Source organism: Pseudomonas sp. XK-1 (genome assembly GCF_038069885.1).
Classification (GTDB): domain Bacteria; phylum Pseudomonadota; class Gammaproteobacteria; order Pseudomonadales; family Pseudomonadaceae; genus Aquipseudomonas.
Genome location: NZ_JBBPES010000002.1, coordinates 332961 through 348512 on the forward strand (window position 1 = coordinate 332961; position 15552 = coordinate 348512).

Sequence of the window (15552 nt, forward strand, 5' to 3'; positions counted from 1 at the left end):
GCGTCTCAGTCCGCCAGCAACGCCCGCACGGGGCCAAAGGAGCGCCGGTGAATCGGGGTCGGGCCCAAACGGCGCAGGGCTTCCAGATGCACGGCGGTGGGATAGCCCTTGTGCCCGGCAATGCCATAGCCGGGGTACTGCGCATCGAGCTGCTGCATCTCGCGGTCGCGGCTGACCTTGGCCAGGATCGAGGCGGCGGCAATCGCCGGCACCTGGCTATCGCCCTTGACCACCGCGGCGCTGGGTACCTGCAGGACGGGGCAGCGATTGCCGTCGATCAGCGCCAGCCTGGGCGTGATGCTCAAGCCCTCCACCGCGCGCTGCATGGCCAGCATGGTGGCGTGGAGGATATTCAAGCGATCGATTTCGTCTACTTCGGCGCGAGCGATGCACCAGGCCAGGGCCTTTTCGCGGATTTCGTCGAAGAGTTTTTCGCGCCGCGCCTCGCTGAGTTTCTTCGAATCGTTCAGGCCAAGGATCGGCCGCAACGGATCGAGAATCACCGCCGCAGTCACCACCGCGCCGCACAGCGGGCCACGACCGACTTCGTCGACCCCGGCCACCAGTTCCTGCACCAAGGTAAAATCCAGGCCCAGTTGCATCAGTTGCGCCCGACCAGTTGCAGCACGGCCTCGGCGGCCTGCACCGAAGCGTCGCGGCGCAGGGCCCGGTGAATCACATCGAAGCCCTCGGTCTGCACCTCGCCGCCATTGAGCAGCGGTGCCAGGAGCTGGGCCAGGGCTTCCGGGGTGGCAGCGTCCTGAATCATCTCGGGCACCAGCAAACGCTCGGCCAGCAGGTTGGGCAGGGAAATATAGTCGCTGGTGACCAGGCGCTTGAGAATTCGGTAGGTCATGGGCGCAACCTTGTAGGCCACCACCATCGGCCGCTTGTACAGCAGCGCTTCCAGGGTCGCCGTGCCCGAGGCGATCAGTACCGCGTCACAGGCCGCCAGGGCCTCGTGGGAACGGCCATCAAGCAGGGTCAACGGCAGATCACGACCGACCAGCATCTGTTCCAGCTGCACCCGCCGCTGAGGGCTGGCGCAGGGCAGAACGAAACGAATACCCGGACGCAGGGTGCGCAAACGCACCGCCGCATCCAGAAACAGGCTACCCAGGCGCGCCACTTCGCCGCCGCGACTGCCCGGCATCAAGGCCACCACGGCCCCGTCCTGGGGCAGGTCGAGCGCCTCGCGGGCAGCGGCGCGGTCGGCCATGACCGGAATCGTATCGGCCAGGGGGTGGCCGACAAAGCGCACCGGCACCTGATGCGCATCGTAGAACTGCGCCTCGAACGGAAACAGGCAGAGCATCAGGTCGCAGGCTTCGCGGATTTTCAGCACGCGCTTCTGCCGCCAGGCCCAAACCGAGGGGCTGACGTAGTGCACAGTCTTGATCCCGGCCCGGCGCAGCTTGAGCTCCAGGCCCAGATTGAAATCCGGCGCGTCGATGCCGATAAACACATCGGGTTTGGCCGCGATCAGGGTCTTGACCAGCTTGCGTCGACGCGCGAGCAACTCGGGCAAGCGCCCCAGCACCTCGACCAGGCCCATCACCGACAGGCGTTCCATGGGGAAATAGGGATTCAGGCCCTGAGCCTGCATCAGCGGGCCACCGACGCCGATAAATTCGACCTGGGGATAGCGGGCCTTGAGCGACTGCATCAAGCCAGCACCGAGAATATCGCCGGAAGCCTCGCCAGCCACCAGCGCAACACGCATTAGAGCCGCCATGGGTTAGCGGGTAATGCCGCGCTGGGAAGCTAGTATCGAGTCACGGAACACCGCGACCTCAGGAAACTGCAGGGCAGGCTCGGCCAGCTCGGCCAATGCGGCCTCAATGGTCAGACCCTGGCGATACACCGTCTTGTAGGCGCGACGCAGGGCGGCGATCGCCTCGACACTGAAGCCGCGGCGGCGCAGGCCTTCGAAATTCATGCTGCGCGCCCCTGCCGGGTTGCCGGAAACCGTGACATAGGCCGGCACATCCTTGCCGATAGCGCTGCCCATGGCGGCGAAGCTGTGCGCGCCGATATGGCAGAACTGATGCACCAGGGTGTAGCCGGACAGGATCGCCCAGTCGCCGATATGCACATGACCGGCCAGCGCGACATTGTTGACCAGGATGCAATGGTTGCCGACCACGCTGTCATGGCCAATGTGGGCATAGGCCATGATCAAGTTGTGGTCGCCCACAGTGGTCTCGTCACGATCCTGAATGGTGCCCCGGTGCATGGTCACACCTTCGCGGATGATGTTGTGATCGCCAATCACCAGACGCGTCGGCTCGCCCTTGTATTTGCGGTCAGGGGTATCCTCGCCCAGCGAGGAAAACTGATAGACGCGGTTGTGCTTACCAATTCTGGTTGGCCCCTTGATGATCACATTAGGCCCAAGCACCGTACCCTCACCAATTTCCACATCGGGCCCGATAATCGACCAAGGGCCGACGACGACGTCGTCGGCCAGCTTGGCACTGGGATCAATAATGGCGCGAGGGTCAATCAAACTCATAGTTTGCGTTCCGCACAGATGATTTCAGCCGAACAGACTTCTTTGCCGTCGACACTGGCCTTGCATTGGAATTTCCAGATGCTGCGCTTGCTGCTCAGGTAGCGGGCTTCAAGGATCAGCTGATCGCCCGGCACTACCGGCTGGCGAAAGCGTAGCTTGTCCGAGCCGACAAAGTAATACAGGGTGCCATCGGAAGGCTTCATATCCATCATCTTGAAGCCAAGGATACCGGCGGCCTGGGCCATGGCCTCGATGATCAGCACGCCCGGCATGATTGGATGCTCAGGAAAGTGCCCGTTGAAAAACGGCTCATTGATGCTGACATTCTTATAGGCACGAATGCACTTGCCCTCTACATCCAACTCCGCCACCCGATCCACCAGCAGGAAAGGGTAACGATGCGGCAGGTATTCGCGAATTTCGTTGATGTCCATCATTTCCAGAGAAGCCTGTAAGAGAAGAAGCCTGTAATTAAGAAGAAGCCGGCAAACGCCGGCTCAGGCATCAGATGAAGAGTCTGCGCCGGAGGTCACGGCGGCCAGCTGCTTTTCCATCTGTTGCAGGCGACGCGCCATGTCATCCAGCTGCCTGATGCGCGCAGCACTCTTGCGCCACTCGGCGGCCGGCTGCATGGCAGTACCGGAAGAATAGGAACCCGGTTCGGTGATCGAACGGGTGACCATGGTCATGCCCGTGACGAACACGCCATCACAGACCTCGATATGCCCGACCATACCCACACCACCGGCGATCATGCAGTTCCTGCCGATCTTGGTGCTGCCGGAAATGCCCACACAACCGGCCATGGCGGTGTTGTCACCAACCTGCACGTTGTGCGCAATCATGATCTGGTTGTCCAGTTTGACCCCATTACCGATCAGGGTATCGGCCAAGGCACCGCGGTCGATGGTGGTATTGGCCCCGATTTCAACATCGTCGCCAATGCTCACACCACCAATCTGGGCAATCTTCTGCCAGACGCCCTTCTCGTTGGCAAAGCCGAAGCCTTCGCCACCGATGACCGCGCCCGACTGGATCACTACCCGCTTGCCGATATGCACGTCGTGATACAGGGTCACCCGTGGGGCCAACCAGCCGCCCTCGCCGATCGAGGAGCGCACACCGACCACGCAATGGGGGCCAATCGTCACGCCGGCTGCGATCTGCGCACCACTCTCGACCACCGCAAAGGCACCAATACTGGCGCTGTCATCGACCCGTGCGTCAGCCGCGACCACGGCCGTCGGATGCACCCCTGGCAAGGCCTGGGGTTTGCGATCGAACAGGTGAGAAAGCTGGGCATAGGCCAGATAGGGATTGGCCACGACCAAGGCATTACCGGCATAGCCAGCGGCATCGGCGGCGGTCAGCAGCACCGCCGCGGCGCGACAATCACTGAGAAATTTGCGGTACTGCGGATTGGCCAGAAAGCTCAACTGACCGGGCCCGGCTTCCTGCAAGGTGGCCAGGCCCGCGATCCGGGTATCGGCCGCACCACTGACAGTGGCACCCAGCCGCTCGGCCAACTGGCCGAGGGTATAAGTCTCACTCATGATCAGCGCAGCTGATTCATGCGCTCGATAACCTGGCGGGTGATGTCGAACTGAGGTTTGACATCGATCACCGCGCCGCGCTCGAGCACTAGGTCGAAGCTGCCTTTCTTGATCACTTCTTCCACGGCCTTGTCCAGGTTCGGCTTGAGCTTCTTCAGCATTTCGCGGTCGGCAACGGCCTTGGCTTCGTTCAGCTCCTTGGACTGGAACTGGAAGTCACGGGCTTTCTGCTTGAATTCGAGTTCCAGACGCTCGCGCTCGGCGGTCTGCATCTTGTCACCGTCCTTGACCAGACGATCCTGAATGCGCTTGGCATCGCTTTCCAGGGTTTTCAGCTTGTTCAGCTGCGGGCCGAACTTCTTCTCGGCATCCACGGCATAACGCTTGGCCGCGTCGGACTCGAGCAGGGCCATCTGATAATTCAATACTGCCACTTTCATCTGGGCAAAGGCCGGAGTTGCCAGCAGAGCAACGCTTAACAGAACCAGTTGAGTCAACTTACGCACGGTGCAACTCCTGCAAATACTGTGGGTGTTCGGTGATCAGACCTAGAAGGTCTGACCGAGAGAGAACTGGAAAACCTGGGTATCGGCATCGTCTGGTTTGACGATCGGCATGGCCAGGCTGAAGCTCAGGGGACCCAGGGCGGTAATCCAGGTCAGGCCAACGCCCACGGAACTGGCCAGCTCGCCCGCATCGATACCGTTGCAGCTGGTCTGGGTACTGCCGCAGCTGGTGTCGAACACATTACCCACGTCCCAGAACAGGGCGGTACGCAGGGAACGCTGATCCTTGACGAAGGGCATGGGGAACAGCAGCTCGACGCCACCCTGGACCAGTACGTTACCACCGAACGGCAGCGGATCATCGTCGGGGTCAATCAGAGTGCCTTCATTGCCTGTCACGGCCTCACCACGACTCGGCGTGCTGCGCGGGCCCAGGCTGTTGTCCTTGAAGCCACGAACCGAACCGAAACCGCCGGCATAGTAGTTCTCGTAGAACGGCAGCTCGCTGGTGGAACCATAGCTTTCGCCGTAGCCCAGCTCAGTGTGCAGGCGCAGGGTGTAGGTGTCGCTCAACGGCGTGAAGAGCTGGCCGCGGTAATCGACCTTGAAGAACGACAGGTCGCTGCCCGGTACCGTGGTTTCGAACACCAGGCTCTGCGAGTGGCCACGGTTGGCCAGCACACCGCGGTTGAGGGTCGACTCGGACCAGCCGACCGACGCCTTGAGGTTCAGGTAGTTGTCGCCCTCTTCTTCCATAAAGTCGAAGATCTCGTCGACTGTGTAAACCCCGGTGCTGATGCTGTCGCTCTGCACGGTCAGGCCATAGGTCAGGCGCGAGGTATCGCTGATCGGGTAACCGATGCTGACACCGGCACCGTAGCTGTCCACCGCATAGCTGGAGACATCGGTGTTCAGCTCGTCGTAATCGGTCTCACGGAAGAAGGCGTTGTAACCTAGGCTGACACCGTCCGGCGTCCAGTAAGGATTGACGAAGCCGAAGTTGTAGCTGCTCTGGTATTCGCTGCGGTTCAGGCCCAGGCTGACCCGGTTACCGGTACCCAGAAAGTTGCTCTGGCTGATAGAACCACCCAGAATCAGACCGGCATTCTGGGCAAAACCGACGCTGGCGGTAATGGAACCGGAAGCCTGCTCTTCAACGCTGTAGTTGACGTCGATCTGGTCATCGGTACCCGGCACCTGCGGGGTTTCGACGTTGACTTCCTTGAAGTAACCGAGGCGCTCCAGGCGCACCTTGGACTGATCGATCAGGTAGGTCGAAGCCCAGCCGCCTTCCATCTGGCGCATTTCACGGCGCAGCACCGAGTCTTCCGACTTGGTGTTGCCGCGGAAGTTGATGCGGTTGACGTAGGCGCGCTTGCCCGGGTCGACGACAAAGGTAATGGATACGGTGCCGTCGTCGTTGGCCACCGGCACGCCGTTGACGTTGGCGAAGGTATAGCCTTCGTTACCCAGGCGACGGGTGATCAGCTCGGAGGTGGTGGTCATGACCTTGCGCGAGAACACCTGCCCTTCCTTGACCAGCAGCAAGGCGCGTACGTCGTCTTCGAGATTCTTCAGGTCACCGCTGAGGGTGACGTCACGCACGCTGTACTTCTCGCCTTCGTCGACGTTGACGGTGACGTAGACGTGCTTCTTGTCCGGGGTAATGGACACCTGGGTCGAGCTGATATCCATGTTGATATAGCCGCGATCCAGGTAATAGGAGCGCAGACGCTCCAGGTCACCGGAGAGCTTCTCCCGGGCGTACTTGTCGTCATTCTTGAAGAAGGACAGCCAGTTGGTGGTCTTCAGCTCGAACAGGTCGATCAGGTCCTCGTCTGAGAACACCGTGTTACCCACCACGTTGATGTGCTGGATGGCCGCGACCGAGCCTTCGTTGATATTGATCTTCAGCGCCACGCGGTTACGCGGCTGCGGAATCACTTCGGCCTCGATCTCGGCGGAGTAGCGGCCCTGGGCCACATACTGACGCTGCAGCTCGTTACGTACGCCTTCCAGCGTTGCCCGCTGGAAGATCTCGCCTTCGGCCAGACCGGACTGGTTCAGGCCCTTGAGCAGGTCTTCGCTGCTGATTGCCTTGTTGCCATCGATTTCGATACTGGAAATCGAAGGGCGCTCGACCACGCTGATCACCAGCACATTGCCGTCGCGACCCAGTTGGATATCCTGAAAGAAACCGGTCTTGAACAGTTCCCGGGTGGCTTCCACCAGGGAGCGGTCATCCGCTTCTCCGCCGACATTCAGCGGCAAGGCCCCGAATACGCTGCCTGCGGAAACCCGCTGCAGGCCGGTGACGCGAATATCGGAAATGGTGAAGGACTCGGCGTGAACTTCGGTGATCATCAGTGCGGCAAGCACCGCAGGTAGCAGCAGACGTTTCATGAAGTCCTTTCTTATTCCAACTGACAATAAAAAATCTGCCGCTAGGTGCGACAGATTTGTAATTCAGTAGCGGTTACAGCCGGCTCAGATCGTTTACCAGGGCCAGCAACATGACCCCGATGATCAAACTGATACCAATCTGCATCCCCCAACCCTGTATCCGTTCAGACAGCGGGCGGCCACGCACCCACTCGACCAGATAAAAAAGCAGATGCCCCCCATCCAGAACAGGGATGGGCAACAGATTGAGAACCCCCAGACTTATGCTCAGGTAGGCCAGGAAGGTCAGAAAATCCCCAAAACCCGACTCAGCAGAAGCGCCCGCCACTTTAGCAATGGTTATCGGCCCGCTCAAGTTTTTTACCGAGAGCTCGCCAAACAGCATTTTCTTCAATGAATGAAGGGTCAGAACGCTCATGGTCCAGGTGCGCTTGGCCCCTTCGAACACCGCATCCACAGGGCCATAGCTGACCTGACGGAGCATTTCCGGGGGCCACTCGATACCCTGCACCCCAGCCCCCAGATAACCCGTGCGGGCCTCATCCTCCCCCCGCGCTGCCAACGCCAGGGTCTTCTCCAGACGCTGGCCGTCACGCTCGACCAGCACGGCCACGGTTTTGCCCGGCAGGCCCCGCACTCGATCGACCAACTGCTGCCAGTCCTGCAGCGCCTGGCCATCCAGCTCCAGCAGACGGTCGCCCACCTGCAGACCGGCCGCCGCGGCAGGCCCCTTGGGATCGAGCTGTGCCAGCACCGGCTCAAGCGCCGGACGCCATGGGCGAATACCCAGGGCGGCAATCGGATCGGGCTCATCGACGCCGCGCAGCCAGTTGTCCAGGGCGATCTGCCGCGGACTGTCGGCAGTGGAGCCCGGCTCGCGCACCGCAAGGTTCAGGTTGCCGCTCTCGCCGAGACGGCGCACCAGCTGCAGATTGACCGCCGACCAGCCCAGGGTCGGCTGACCGTTGACCGCGACTATTTCCTGACCTGCCTGCAAACCGGCCACTTCGGCCAGGCTGCCGCTCTCGACCGCACCGATGACCGGGCGCACCTGCTGGCTGCCGATCATCGCCACCAGCCAAAAGAACACCAGGGCCAACAGGAAGTTGGCCACCGGCCCCGCCGCGACTATGGCGATGCGCTGGCGCACCGACTTGCGATTGAACGACTGCTCCAGCTGCTCGGGCGGTACGTCGCCCTCGCGCTCGTCGAGCATCTTCACGTAGCCACCCAGGGGAATGGCCGCGATTACAAACTCGGTGCCCTGGCGGTCATGCCAACGCAGCAAGGGCGTGCCAAAGCCCACGGAAAAGCGCAGGACCTTGACCCCGCAGCGGCGGGCGACCCAGAAATGGCCGAACTCATGGAATGTTACCAGTACCCCCAGCGCAACCAGGGTACCCACCAGCATATAAAGCGCACTCATCAAACTTCTCCGCGGCTACTACCGCCCAGGCATTGCTGCGCCAGACTGCGTGCACGCTTATCTGCGGCCAACACCGTATCCAGGCTTTCGACCGCCCGGACGGCTTCGGCGTTCAGTACGCTTTCGATGATACGCGCGATTTCCGGGAAGCGGATGCGCCGCTCGAGAAAGGCCGCCACCGCCACTTCATTGGCCGCATTGAGCATGGCCGGCGCAGTACCGCCCGCCTCTGCCGCCTGCCGCGCCAGGCGCAGACAGGGAAAACGCTGCTCGTCGGGGGCCTGGAAGTCCAGACGCGCGACGGCAAACAGATCCAGCGGCGCGACCCCCGAATCGATACGCTCCGGCCAGGCCAGAGCATGACTGATGGGGGTGCGCATATCCGGGTTACCCAGCTGCGCCAATACCGAGCCGTCGACATAATCGACCAGCGAATGGATCACGCTCTGCGGGTGCACCACCACCTCGATCTGCGCAGGCCTGGCATCGAACAGCCAGCAGGCCTCGATCAGTTCCAGGCCCTTGTTCATCATGCTCGCCGAGTCCACCGAGATCTTGCGCCCCATCGACCAGTTGGGATGGGCACAGGCCTGCTCGGGTGTCACGTCCCGCAGCTGCTCCAGCGGCATCTCGCGGAAAGGCCCGCCGGATGCGGTCAGCAGAATACGCCGCACCCCAACCTGCGGCAGGCCGCGGGCATAGTCGCCGGGCAGGCACTGGAAGATCGCGTTGTGCTCGCTATCGATCGGCAACAGCACGGCACCGCTGCGCTTGACCGCCTGCATAAACAACGCACCGGACATCACCAGGGCTTCTTTATTGGCCAGCAGGACCTTCTTGCCCGCCTCCACCGCCGCCAGTGTCGGCGGCAGGCCAGCCGCACCGACAATCGCCGCCATCACCGTATCCACCTCGGGATGCGCGGCGATCTGGCACAACCCCGCGGGGCCATGCAGCACCTCAGTGGTCAGACCTGCGGCGCGCAGATCCACCTGCAGCTGATGCGCAGCAGCAGCCTCAGGCACCACGGCAAAGCGTGGGCGGTAGAGCAGACACAGGGCCTCCAGCTCGGCCAGACGGCTAAAGCCGGAAAGGGCAAAGATCTGGTAGCGCTCGGGATGGCGGGCGATCACATCCAGGGTGCTCAGACCGATGGAACCGGTTGCCCCGAGCACGGTGACCTGCTGCAAAGGACTCACAGAGCGCCCCAGCCGGCCAGCCAGAGCAGCGCGGCAAATAGCGGGATGGCCGCAGTCAGGCTGTCGATACGATCCAGTACGCCGCCGTGACCCGGCAGCAGATTGCTGCTGTCCTTCACCCCGGACTGACGCTTGAACATGCTTTCGGTCAGGTCACCGACCACCGAGACCAGCACCACCACGGCAGTGCCGGCCAGGGCCAGGAACAGGTCGAGGGTCGACCAGCCGCGGTAGAGGCCCACCAGCAGGCAAATCAGCAGAGTAGCCAGCAAGCCGCCAAACACCCCTTCCCAGCTCTTGCCGGGACTGACTCGCGGGGCCAGTTTGCGCTTGCCAAAACGCCGACCGGAGAAATAGGCACCGATATCCGCACCCCACACCAGCACCATCACCGCCAGGATCAGCCAGTTCGCCTCGGGCCACTGCTTGAACAGCACCAGGCCCTGCCAGGCCGGCAGCAGAATCAGCAAACCAATCAGCAACCGGACCGGAACCTGCGCCCAGTAACGACTGCTGGCCGGATAGCCGAGCACCAGCAAGGTCGCCAGCGCCCACCAGAGAACCCCAAGCGACAGCACCCATGGAGCCAACGCCGGCAACAGGTACAGAGCGAATAACAACACCGCCACCAACGCGGCGTAAGCCACGCGCTGCACCTGAGCAGTAAAGCCGGCCAGACGCGCCCATTCCCAGGCCCCCAGGCTGACTACCGCACCGATAAACAGGGCGAACAGCCCACCGTCGAGCAGAAAGAAGCCGCCCAACGCGAAAGGCAACAGCACCAGCGCCGTGATAATTCGTTGCTTGAGCATTAACTACGCGCCTCGGCAGCCAGCTGCTCGCTGGTCTTACCAAAGCGACGCTGACGGCTAGCAAAATTAGCCAGGGCTTTACGCATGGCTTCGTGTTTGAAATCCGGCCAGAACAGGTCGGAGAAATACAGCTCGGTGTAAGCCAGCTGCCAGAGCAGGAAGTTGCTGATGCGATGCTCGCCACCGGTGCGAATGCACAGGTCCGGCAAGGGCAAATCGCCGGTTACCAGGCAGCTCTGCAGCAGCCCGGGGGTGATATCTTCGGGCCGCAGATGGCCGCCCTGCACTTCCCGCGCCAGCCGCTGGGCGGCCTGGGCGATATCCCATTGGCCGCCGTAATTTGCCGCCACCTGCAGGACAAAGCGCTTGTCGCCGGCGGTCTGCGCCTCGGCTTCACGCATGGCCGCTTGCAACTCGGGATGAAAACGCGAGCGGTCGCCGATAATGCGCAGACTGATGTCATTGTCGTTGAGGCGCTTGGCCTCACGACGCAGCGCACCGAGAAACAGCTCCATCAACGCACTGACTTCCTCGGCCGGGCGCTGCCAGTTTTCACTGGAGAAGGCGAACAGGGTCAATACCTCGACCCCGGCCTCGGCACACACCTCGATAACCGCACGCACCGCATCGACACCGGCTTTATGGCCGGCAACACCGGGCAGCAGACGCTTCTTGGCCCAGCGATTATTGCCGTCCATGATGATCGCCACATGCCGCGGCACAGCGACCTGGTTACCGTCTTTGGTCTTGTCCATGACGATACCCTGGCCGTTAAACGGCCATCAGATCCGCTTCTTTCTGCTTAACAGCCACTTCGATCTCGGCCACGAACTTGTCGGTCAACTTCTGGATCTCGTCGGCGGCGCGACGCTCTTCGTCTTCGCTGATTTCCTTTTCCTTGACCAGGTCTTTCAACTGGCTCAAGGCATCGCGACGAATATTGCGCACGGCGACACGACCATCTTCGGCGGCATCACGGGCCTGCTTGGTGAAGCCCTTGCGGGTTTCCTCGGTCAGGGCCGGCATGGAGATCAGCAGCAGCTCGCCCAGGTTGGTCGGGTTGAAGCCCAGACCGGAGCTCTGGATGGCCTTGTCGACGGCCGCCAGCATATTGCGCTCGAAGGCCACGACCTGCAGGGTGCGCGAATCCTTGACGGTGACGTTGGCCACCTGATTCAGCGGGGTATCCGAACCGTAGTAAGGCACCATCACGCCACCGAGGATGCTCGGGTGCGCCTGACCGGTACGGATACGACTGAATGCATGGAGCAGCGACTCCAGGCTCTTCTGCATACGCACTTGGGCGTCTTGCTTGATCGCGTTGATCATTCTTTGTTTTCCTCAATCAGAGTGCCTTCGGCACCACCCACTACAACATTCAGCAGGGCACCGGGCTTGTTCATATTGAAAACCCGCAGCGGCATATTATGGTCGCGGCACAGACAGATTGCCGTCAGGTCCATGACGCCCAGCTTGCGGTCAAGCACTTCATCGTAGGTCAGACGGTCGAACTTCTCGGCGTGCGGATCCTTGAACGGATCGGCAGTGTACACACCGTCCACCTTGGTTGCCTTGAGCACTACGTCGGCATCAATCTCGATGGCGCGCAGGCAGGCAGCCGAATCGGTGGTGAAGAACGGGTTGCCAGTGCCAGCGGCGAAAATCACCACCTCACCGGTCTTCAGATGACGCAGCGCCTTGCGCCGGTCGTAGTGGTCGGTCACCCCGACCATGGAAATCGCCGACATGACGATGGCCGGAATATTCGAACGTTCCAGCGCGTCGCGCATGGCCAGGGCGTTCATCACGGTGGCCAGCATGCCCATATGGTCGCCAGTTACCCGGTCCATGCCAGCAGCACTCAGGGCCGCACCACGGAACAGGTTACCACCGCCGATCACCAGGCCGACCTGCACGCCGATACCGACCAACTGGCCGACTTCCAGTGCCATGCGATCGAGCACCTTGGGGTCGATACCGAAGTCTTCCGACCCCATCAGGGCTTCGCCGCTAAGTTTGAGCAGAATGCGCTTATAGCGCGGTTGACGACCACTCACCTGCTGAGCCATTACCAGTCTCTCCTGCGGCGTTAGAAATCTGTGCGACCCCGCGGGCCGCCATTATCGAGCGCTTCGACAGCGCCCTGAGCGGTTGGTGCAAAAGCCCAATCCACCCCTTACAGCCTGCCATCCCCCTAATTTGACAAAGAGGCCGCGCGCGTTAGCGGGCAGCCTCTTCGGGGCGACAGCGGTAGCCGTCTTACTGCTTGCTGGCAGCCAGCTGGGCAGCAACTTCTTCAGCGAAGTTGTCGACCGGTTTCTCGATGCCTTCGCCGACCTGGAAGCGGGTGAAGGAAACGATTTCAGCACCGGCTTTCTTGGCCAGCGCACCGACCTTGATTTCCGGATCCTTGACGAAGGCTTGCTCAACCAGGCTGGCTTCAGCCAGGAACTTCTGGATACGACCGCCAACCATCTTCTCGACGATTTCGGCCGGCTTACCCTTGATCTTGTCTTCGTTGAGGCTCATGAACACGGCTTTTTCGCGTTCGATGGCGTCAGCGGAAACTTCCGAAGGCAGCAGGAATTCAGGGTTGCTGGCAGCAACGTGCATGGCGATGTCCTTGGCCAGATCGGCGTCGCCACCTTTCAGGACAACCACAACACCGATCTTGTTGCCGTGCAGGTAGGCATTGACCACGTCACCTTCAACACGCGCCAGACGACGGATGTTGACGTTCTCGCCGACTTTGGCAACCAGGGCTTCACGGGCAGCTTCCTGAGCGGCGATCAGCGGAGCTGCGTCGGTCAGTTTTTCAGCGAAGGCTTTTTCGATGCTGCTGGTCACGAAGTTCTTGAAATCGTCCTGCAGAGCCAGGAAGTCGGTCTGCGAGTTGACTTCGAGGATCACGGCCGACTTGCCGTCTTCGGCGACCTTGACCGCGATGGCACCTTCGGCAGCCACGTTGCCGGCTTTCTTGGCAGCTTTGATCGCGCCGGAAGCACGCATGTCGTCGATGGCTTTTTCGATGTCGCCGCCAGCCTTGGTCAAGGCCTTCTTGCAATCCATCATGCCTTCGCCAGTACGCTCACGCAGTTCTTTAACCAACGCTGCAGTAATTTCTGCCATTTCAAAATCCTCTGGATAGGTTGTTAACCATTCCACCCGCCAAAAACGGGCGCTCAATTCGTAACGCATTGCCGACAATGACTAGAAACAATTGCAACTGCACGTCGGCGATGGTTTTCAAGGTGGCAAAAAGGGGGCCAAGCCCCCTTTTTGCGAACTAAGCAAACGCTATACGCGTTTTACTTAGCCTTCAGCAGCTTCTGCAGCCGGGGCTTGCTCGACGAATTCGTCGGTGCCGCCGTTAGCGTTGGTGCGACCACGGATTACCGAGTCAGCCATTGCACCCATGTACAGCTGGATGGCGCGGATGGCGTCATCGTTACCTGGGATGATGTAGTCAACGCCTTCCGGGCTGCTGTTGGTATCGACGATGCCGATAACTGGGATACCCAGCTTGTTGGCTTCGGTGATAGCAATGCGCTCGTGGTCAACGTCGATCACGAACAGAGCGTCCGGCAGACCGCCCATGTCCTTGATACCACCCAGGCTGCGATCCAGTTTTTCCAGATCACGGGTGCGCATCAGGGCTTCTTTCTTGGTCAGCTTGGTGAAAGTACCGTCCTGGGACTGAACTTCCAGATCACGCAGACGCTTGATCGAGGCGCGGATGGTTTTGTAGTTGGTCAGCATGCCGCCCAACCAGCGATGATCGACGTACGGCGAACCGCAACGTGCTGCTTCTTCAGCAACGATCTTGCCAGCGGAACGCTTGGTGCCCACGAACAGAATCTTGTTTTTGCCCGAAGCCAGTTTTTCAACGAAGGACAGCGCTTCGTTGAACATCGGCAGGGTTTTTTCAAGGTTGATGATGTGGATCTTGTTGCGCGCGCCGAAAATGTACTTGCCCATTTTCGGGTTCCAGTAACGGGTCTGGTGGCCGAAGTGCACACCGGCCTTCAGCATATCGCGCATGTTGACTTGGGACATGATAGTTCCTTGATAAGTCGGGTTAGGCCTCCACGTATCCCAGCTTCCAACCGTGCGAACTCGTCGCAAGGCACCCAGGAAACCGTGTCGATACGTGTGTGGGTTTAAGCTTTCGGGCCTGTAGCCCGTAAAGCGGCGCGTTTTATACCATAAAGGGCCGCAGCAAGCTACAGGCTTCAAGCGTCAAGTTGCTGCCCCACCCTGCTTGCGGCTTATGGCTTGCGCCTTGAAGCTGTTAAGATAACGCCCTTTCTGTTCGCGCTCGAGAGCCGCATATGACCGTCACCATCAAAACGCCCGCCGAAATCGAGAAAATGCGCGTAGCCGGTCGCCTGGCTGCCGAGGTTCTGGAAATGATCGGCGAGCACGTCAAACCCGGCGTCACCACCGAAGAACTCGACCGCATCTGCCACGACTATATAGTCAACGTACAGCAGGCCATTCCCGCGCCGCTCAACTATAAAGGCTTCCCCAAGTCGATCTGCACCTCGGTCAACCATGTGGTCTGTCACGGCATCCCCAATGACAAGCCGCTGAAAGAAGGCGATGTGATCAATATCGACATCACCGTGATCAAGGACGGCTACCACGGCGATACCAGCAAGATGTTTATGGTCGGCAAGGTCCCCGAGTGGGCTGAGCGCCTGGCCAAGATCACCCAGGAGTGCATGTATAAAGGCATCGAGCTGGTCAAGCCGGGCACACGCCTGGGCGATATCGGCGAGGTGATCCAGAAGCACGCCGAAAAGAATGGCTTCTCCGTGGTGCGCGAATACTGCGGCCATGGCATTGGCGCGGTGTTCCATGAAGAGCCGCAAGTGCTGCACTACGGCCGCGCCGGCACCGGCATGGAGCTCAAGGAAGGCATGACCTTCACCATCGAGCCGATGATCAACCAGGGCCGCGCGGAAACCCGCACCCTGGGTGACGGCTGGACCGCCATCACCAAGGACCGCAAGCTCTCCGCCCAGTGGGAGCACACCATTCTGGTGACCGCCGACGGTTACGAGATCTTTACCCTGCGCAGTGATGACACCATCGCCCGCACCTCGGCCTGAGCCCTCGCCGCGTCTGCTTTATAG

The 15552-nt window shown here is 60.8% G+C and carries 16 protein-coding genes; 1 reads left to right on the forward strand and 15 read right to left on the reverse strand.

What is annotated here, in order from left to right:
• Window positions 1–5: 5 nt before the first annotated feature.
• From rnhB to rpsB, 15 genes are all read right to left on the reverse strand, one after another.
• Complete coding sequence (rnhB, locus tag WMW70_RS07220; protein WP_341436839.1) at window positions 6–602, reverse strand: ribonuclease HII; 597 nt, start codon at window positions 600–602, stop codon at window positions 6–8.
• Window positions 602–1735, reverse strand: coding sequence for a lipid-A-disaccharide synthase (gene lpxB, locus WMW70_RS07225; protein WP_341436840.1), 1134 nt, complete (start codon window positions 1733–1735; stop codon window positions 602–604). Before lpxB ends, rnhB begins: the two co-directional genes overlap by 1 nt.
• 3 nt (window positions 1736–1738) lie before the next feature.
• Window positions 1739–2515, reverse strand: coding sequence for an acyl-ACP--UDP-N-acetylglucosamine O-acyltransferase (gene lpxA / locus WMW70_RS07230; RefSeq protein WP_341436841.1), 777 nt, complete (start codon window positions 2513–2515; stop codon window positions 1739–1741).
• Window positions 2512–2952 carry a 3-hydroxyacyl-ACP dehydratase FabZ gene (gene fabZ / locus WMW70_RS07235; protein WP_341436842.1) on the reverse strand — a complete coding sequence of 147 codons (441 nt, stop codon included), beginning with the start codon at window positions 2950–2952 and terminating at the stop codon, window positions 2512–2514. The genes lpxA and fabZ overlap by 4 nt, the downstream gene beginning before the upstream one ends.
• A 60-nt stretch (window positions 2953–3012) precedes the next feature.
• Entirely contained in the window at window positions 3013–4068 is a 1056-nt protein-coding gene (gene lpxD, locus WMW70_RS07240; RefSeq protein ID WP_445942117.1) for a UDP-3-O-(3-hydroxymyristoyl)glucosamine N-acyltransferase, read from the reverse strand.
• 2 nt (window positions 4069–4070) lie between these two features.
• A complete protein-coding gene (locus tag WMW70_RS07245) occupies window positions 4071–4574 on the reverse strand; it encodes an OmpH family outer membrane protein (protein ID WP_339462100.1) in 504 nt (167 codons plus the stop codon).
• A 42-nt stretch (window positions 4575–4616) separates the two neighbouring features.
• Window positions 4617–6977: an outer membrane protein assembly factor BamA gene (gene bamA / locus WMW70_RS07250; protein WP_341436843.1), complete on the reverse strand. Its 2361-nt coding sequence runs from the start codon at window positions 6975–6977 to the stop codon at window positions 4617–4619.
• A gap of 73 nt (window positions 6978–7050) precedes the next feature.
• On the reverse strand, window positions 7051–8403 hold the full coding sequence (gene rseP, locus WMW70_RS07255) for a sigma E protease regulator RseP (protein ID WP_341436844.1): 1353 nt from the start codon (window positions 8401–8403) through the stop codon (window positions 7051–7053).
• Window positions 8403–9602 (reverse strand): 1-deoxy-D-xylulose-5-phosphate reductoisomerase, encoded by a 1200-nt coding sequence (ispC, locus tag WMW70_RS07260; protein ID WP_341436845.1) that lies wholly within the window; start codon window positions 9600–9602, stop codon window positions 8403–8405. Before ispC ends, rseP begins: the two co-directional genes overlap by 1 nt.
• Window positions 9599–10414, reverse strand: a complete 816-nt coding sequence (locus tag WMW70_RS07265) for a phosphatidate cytidylyltransferase (RefSeq protein ID WP_341436846.1) — start codon at window positions 10412–10414, stop codon at window positions 9599–9601. The genes ispC and WMW70_RS07265 overlap by 4 nt, the downstream gene beginning before the upstream one ends.
• Window positions 10414–11169: a polyprenyl diphosphate synthase gene (uppS, locus tag WMW70_RS07270; protein WP_341436847.1), complete on the reverse strand. Its 756-nt coding sequence runs from the start codon at window positions 11167–11169 to the stop codon at window positions 10414–10416. Before uppS ends, WMW70_RS07265 begins: the two co-directional genes overlap by 1 nt.
• Before the next feature lie 16 nt (window positions 11170–11185).
• A complete protein-coding gene (frr, locus tag WMW70_RS07275) occupies window positions 11186–11743 on the reverse strand; it encodes a ribosome recycling factor (RefSeq protein WP_325504549.1) in 558 nt (185 codons plus the stop codon).
• Entirely contained in the window at window positions 11740–12483 is a 744-nt protein-coding gene (gene pyrH / locus WMW70_RS07280) for a UMP kinase (protein WP_325504551.1), read from the reverse strand. Before pyrH ends, frr begins: the two co-directional genes overlap by 4 nt.
• 190 nt (window positions 12484–12673) lie before the next feature.
• The gene (gene tsf, locus WMW70_RS07285; RefSeq protein WP_341436848.1) at window positions 12674–13543 is read right to left on the reverse strand and encodes a translation elongation factor Ts; all 870 of its coding nucleotides are present in this window, start codon (window positions 13541–13543) and stop codon (window positions 12674–12676) included.
• Window positions 13544–13726: 183 nt separating this feature from the next.
• Window positions 13727–14470 carry a 30S ribosomal protein S2 gene (gene rpsB, locus WMW70_RS07290; RefSeq protein WP_275961183.1) on the reverse strand — a complete coding sequence of 248 codons (744 nt, stop codon included), beginning with the start codon at window positions 14468–14470 and terminating at the stop codon, window positions 13727–13729.
• Between the two features lie 275 nt (window positions 14471–14745).
• On the opposite strand from rpsB, the gene map reads away from it, so the two are divergent.
• Complete coding sequence (gene map, locus WMW70_RS07295) at window positions 14746–15528, forward strand: type I methionyl aminopeptidase (protein ID WP_341436849.1); 783 nt, start codon at window positions 14746–14748, stop codon at window positions 15526–15528.
• Window positions 15529–15552 lie beyond the last annotated feature (24 nt).

What these genes read in the sequence shown, in the direction of transcription:
- bamA (WP_341436843.1), bottom strand. Translation starts at nt 6,977, where the DNA reads ATGAAACGTCTGCTGCTACCTGCGGTGCTTGCCGCACTGATGATCACC.
- uppS (WP_341436847.1), bottom strand. Translation starts at nt 11,169, where the DNA reads ATGGACAAGACCAAAGACGGTAACCAGGTCGCTGTGCCGCGGCATGTG.
- rnhB (WP_341436839.1), bottom strand. Translation starts at nt 602, where the DNA reads ATGCAACTGGGCCTGGATTTTACCTTGGTGCAGGAACTGGTGGCCGGG.
- pyrH (WP_325504551.1), bottom strand. Translation starts at nt 12,483, where the DNA reads ATGGCTCAGCAGGTGAGTGGTCGTCAACCGCGCTATAAGCGCATTCTG.
- WMW70_RS07265 (WP_341436846.1), bottom strand. Translation starts at nt 10,414, where the DNA reads ATGCTCAAGCAACGAATTATCACGGCGCTGGTGCTGTTGCCTTTCGCG.
- tsf (WP_341436848.1), bottom strand. Translation starts at nt 13,543, where the DNA reads ATGGCAGAAATTACTGCAGCGTTGGTTAAAGAACTGCGTGAGCGTACT.
- map (WP_341436849.1), top strand. Translation starts at nt 14,746, where the DNA reads ATGACCGTCACCATCAAAACGCCCGCCGAAATCGAGAAAATGCGCGTA.
- frr (WP_325504549.1), bottom strand. Translation starts at nt 11,743, where the DNA reads ATGATCAACGCGATCAAGCAAGACGCCCAAGTGCGTATGCAGAAGAGC.
- lpxB (WP_341436840.1), bottom strand. Translation starts at nt 1,735, where the DNA reads ATGGCGGCTCTAATGCGTGTTGCGCTGGTGGCTGGCGAGGCTTCCGGC.
- rpsB (WP_275961183.1), bottom strand. Translation starts at nt 14,470, where the DNA reads ATGTCCCAAGTCAACATGCGCGATATGCTGAAGGCCGGTGTGCACTTC.
- lpxD (WP_445942117.1), bottom strand. Translation starts at nt 4,068, where the DNA reads ATGAGTGAGACTTATACCCTCGGCCAGTTGGCCGAGCGGCTGGGTGCC.
- rseP (WP_341436844.1), bottom strand. Translation starts at nt 8,403, where the DNA reads ATGAGTGCGCTTTATATGCTGGTGGGTACCCTGGTTGCGCTGGGGGTA.
- fabZ (WP_341436842.1), bottom strand. Translation starts at nt 2,952, where the DNA reads ATGATGGACATCAACGAAATTCGCGAATACCTGCCGCATCGTTACCCT.
- lpxA (WP_341436841.1), bottom strand. Translation starts at nt 2,515, where the DNA reads ATGAGTTTGATTGACCCTCGCGCCATTATTGATCCCAGTGCCAAGCTG.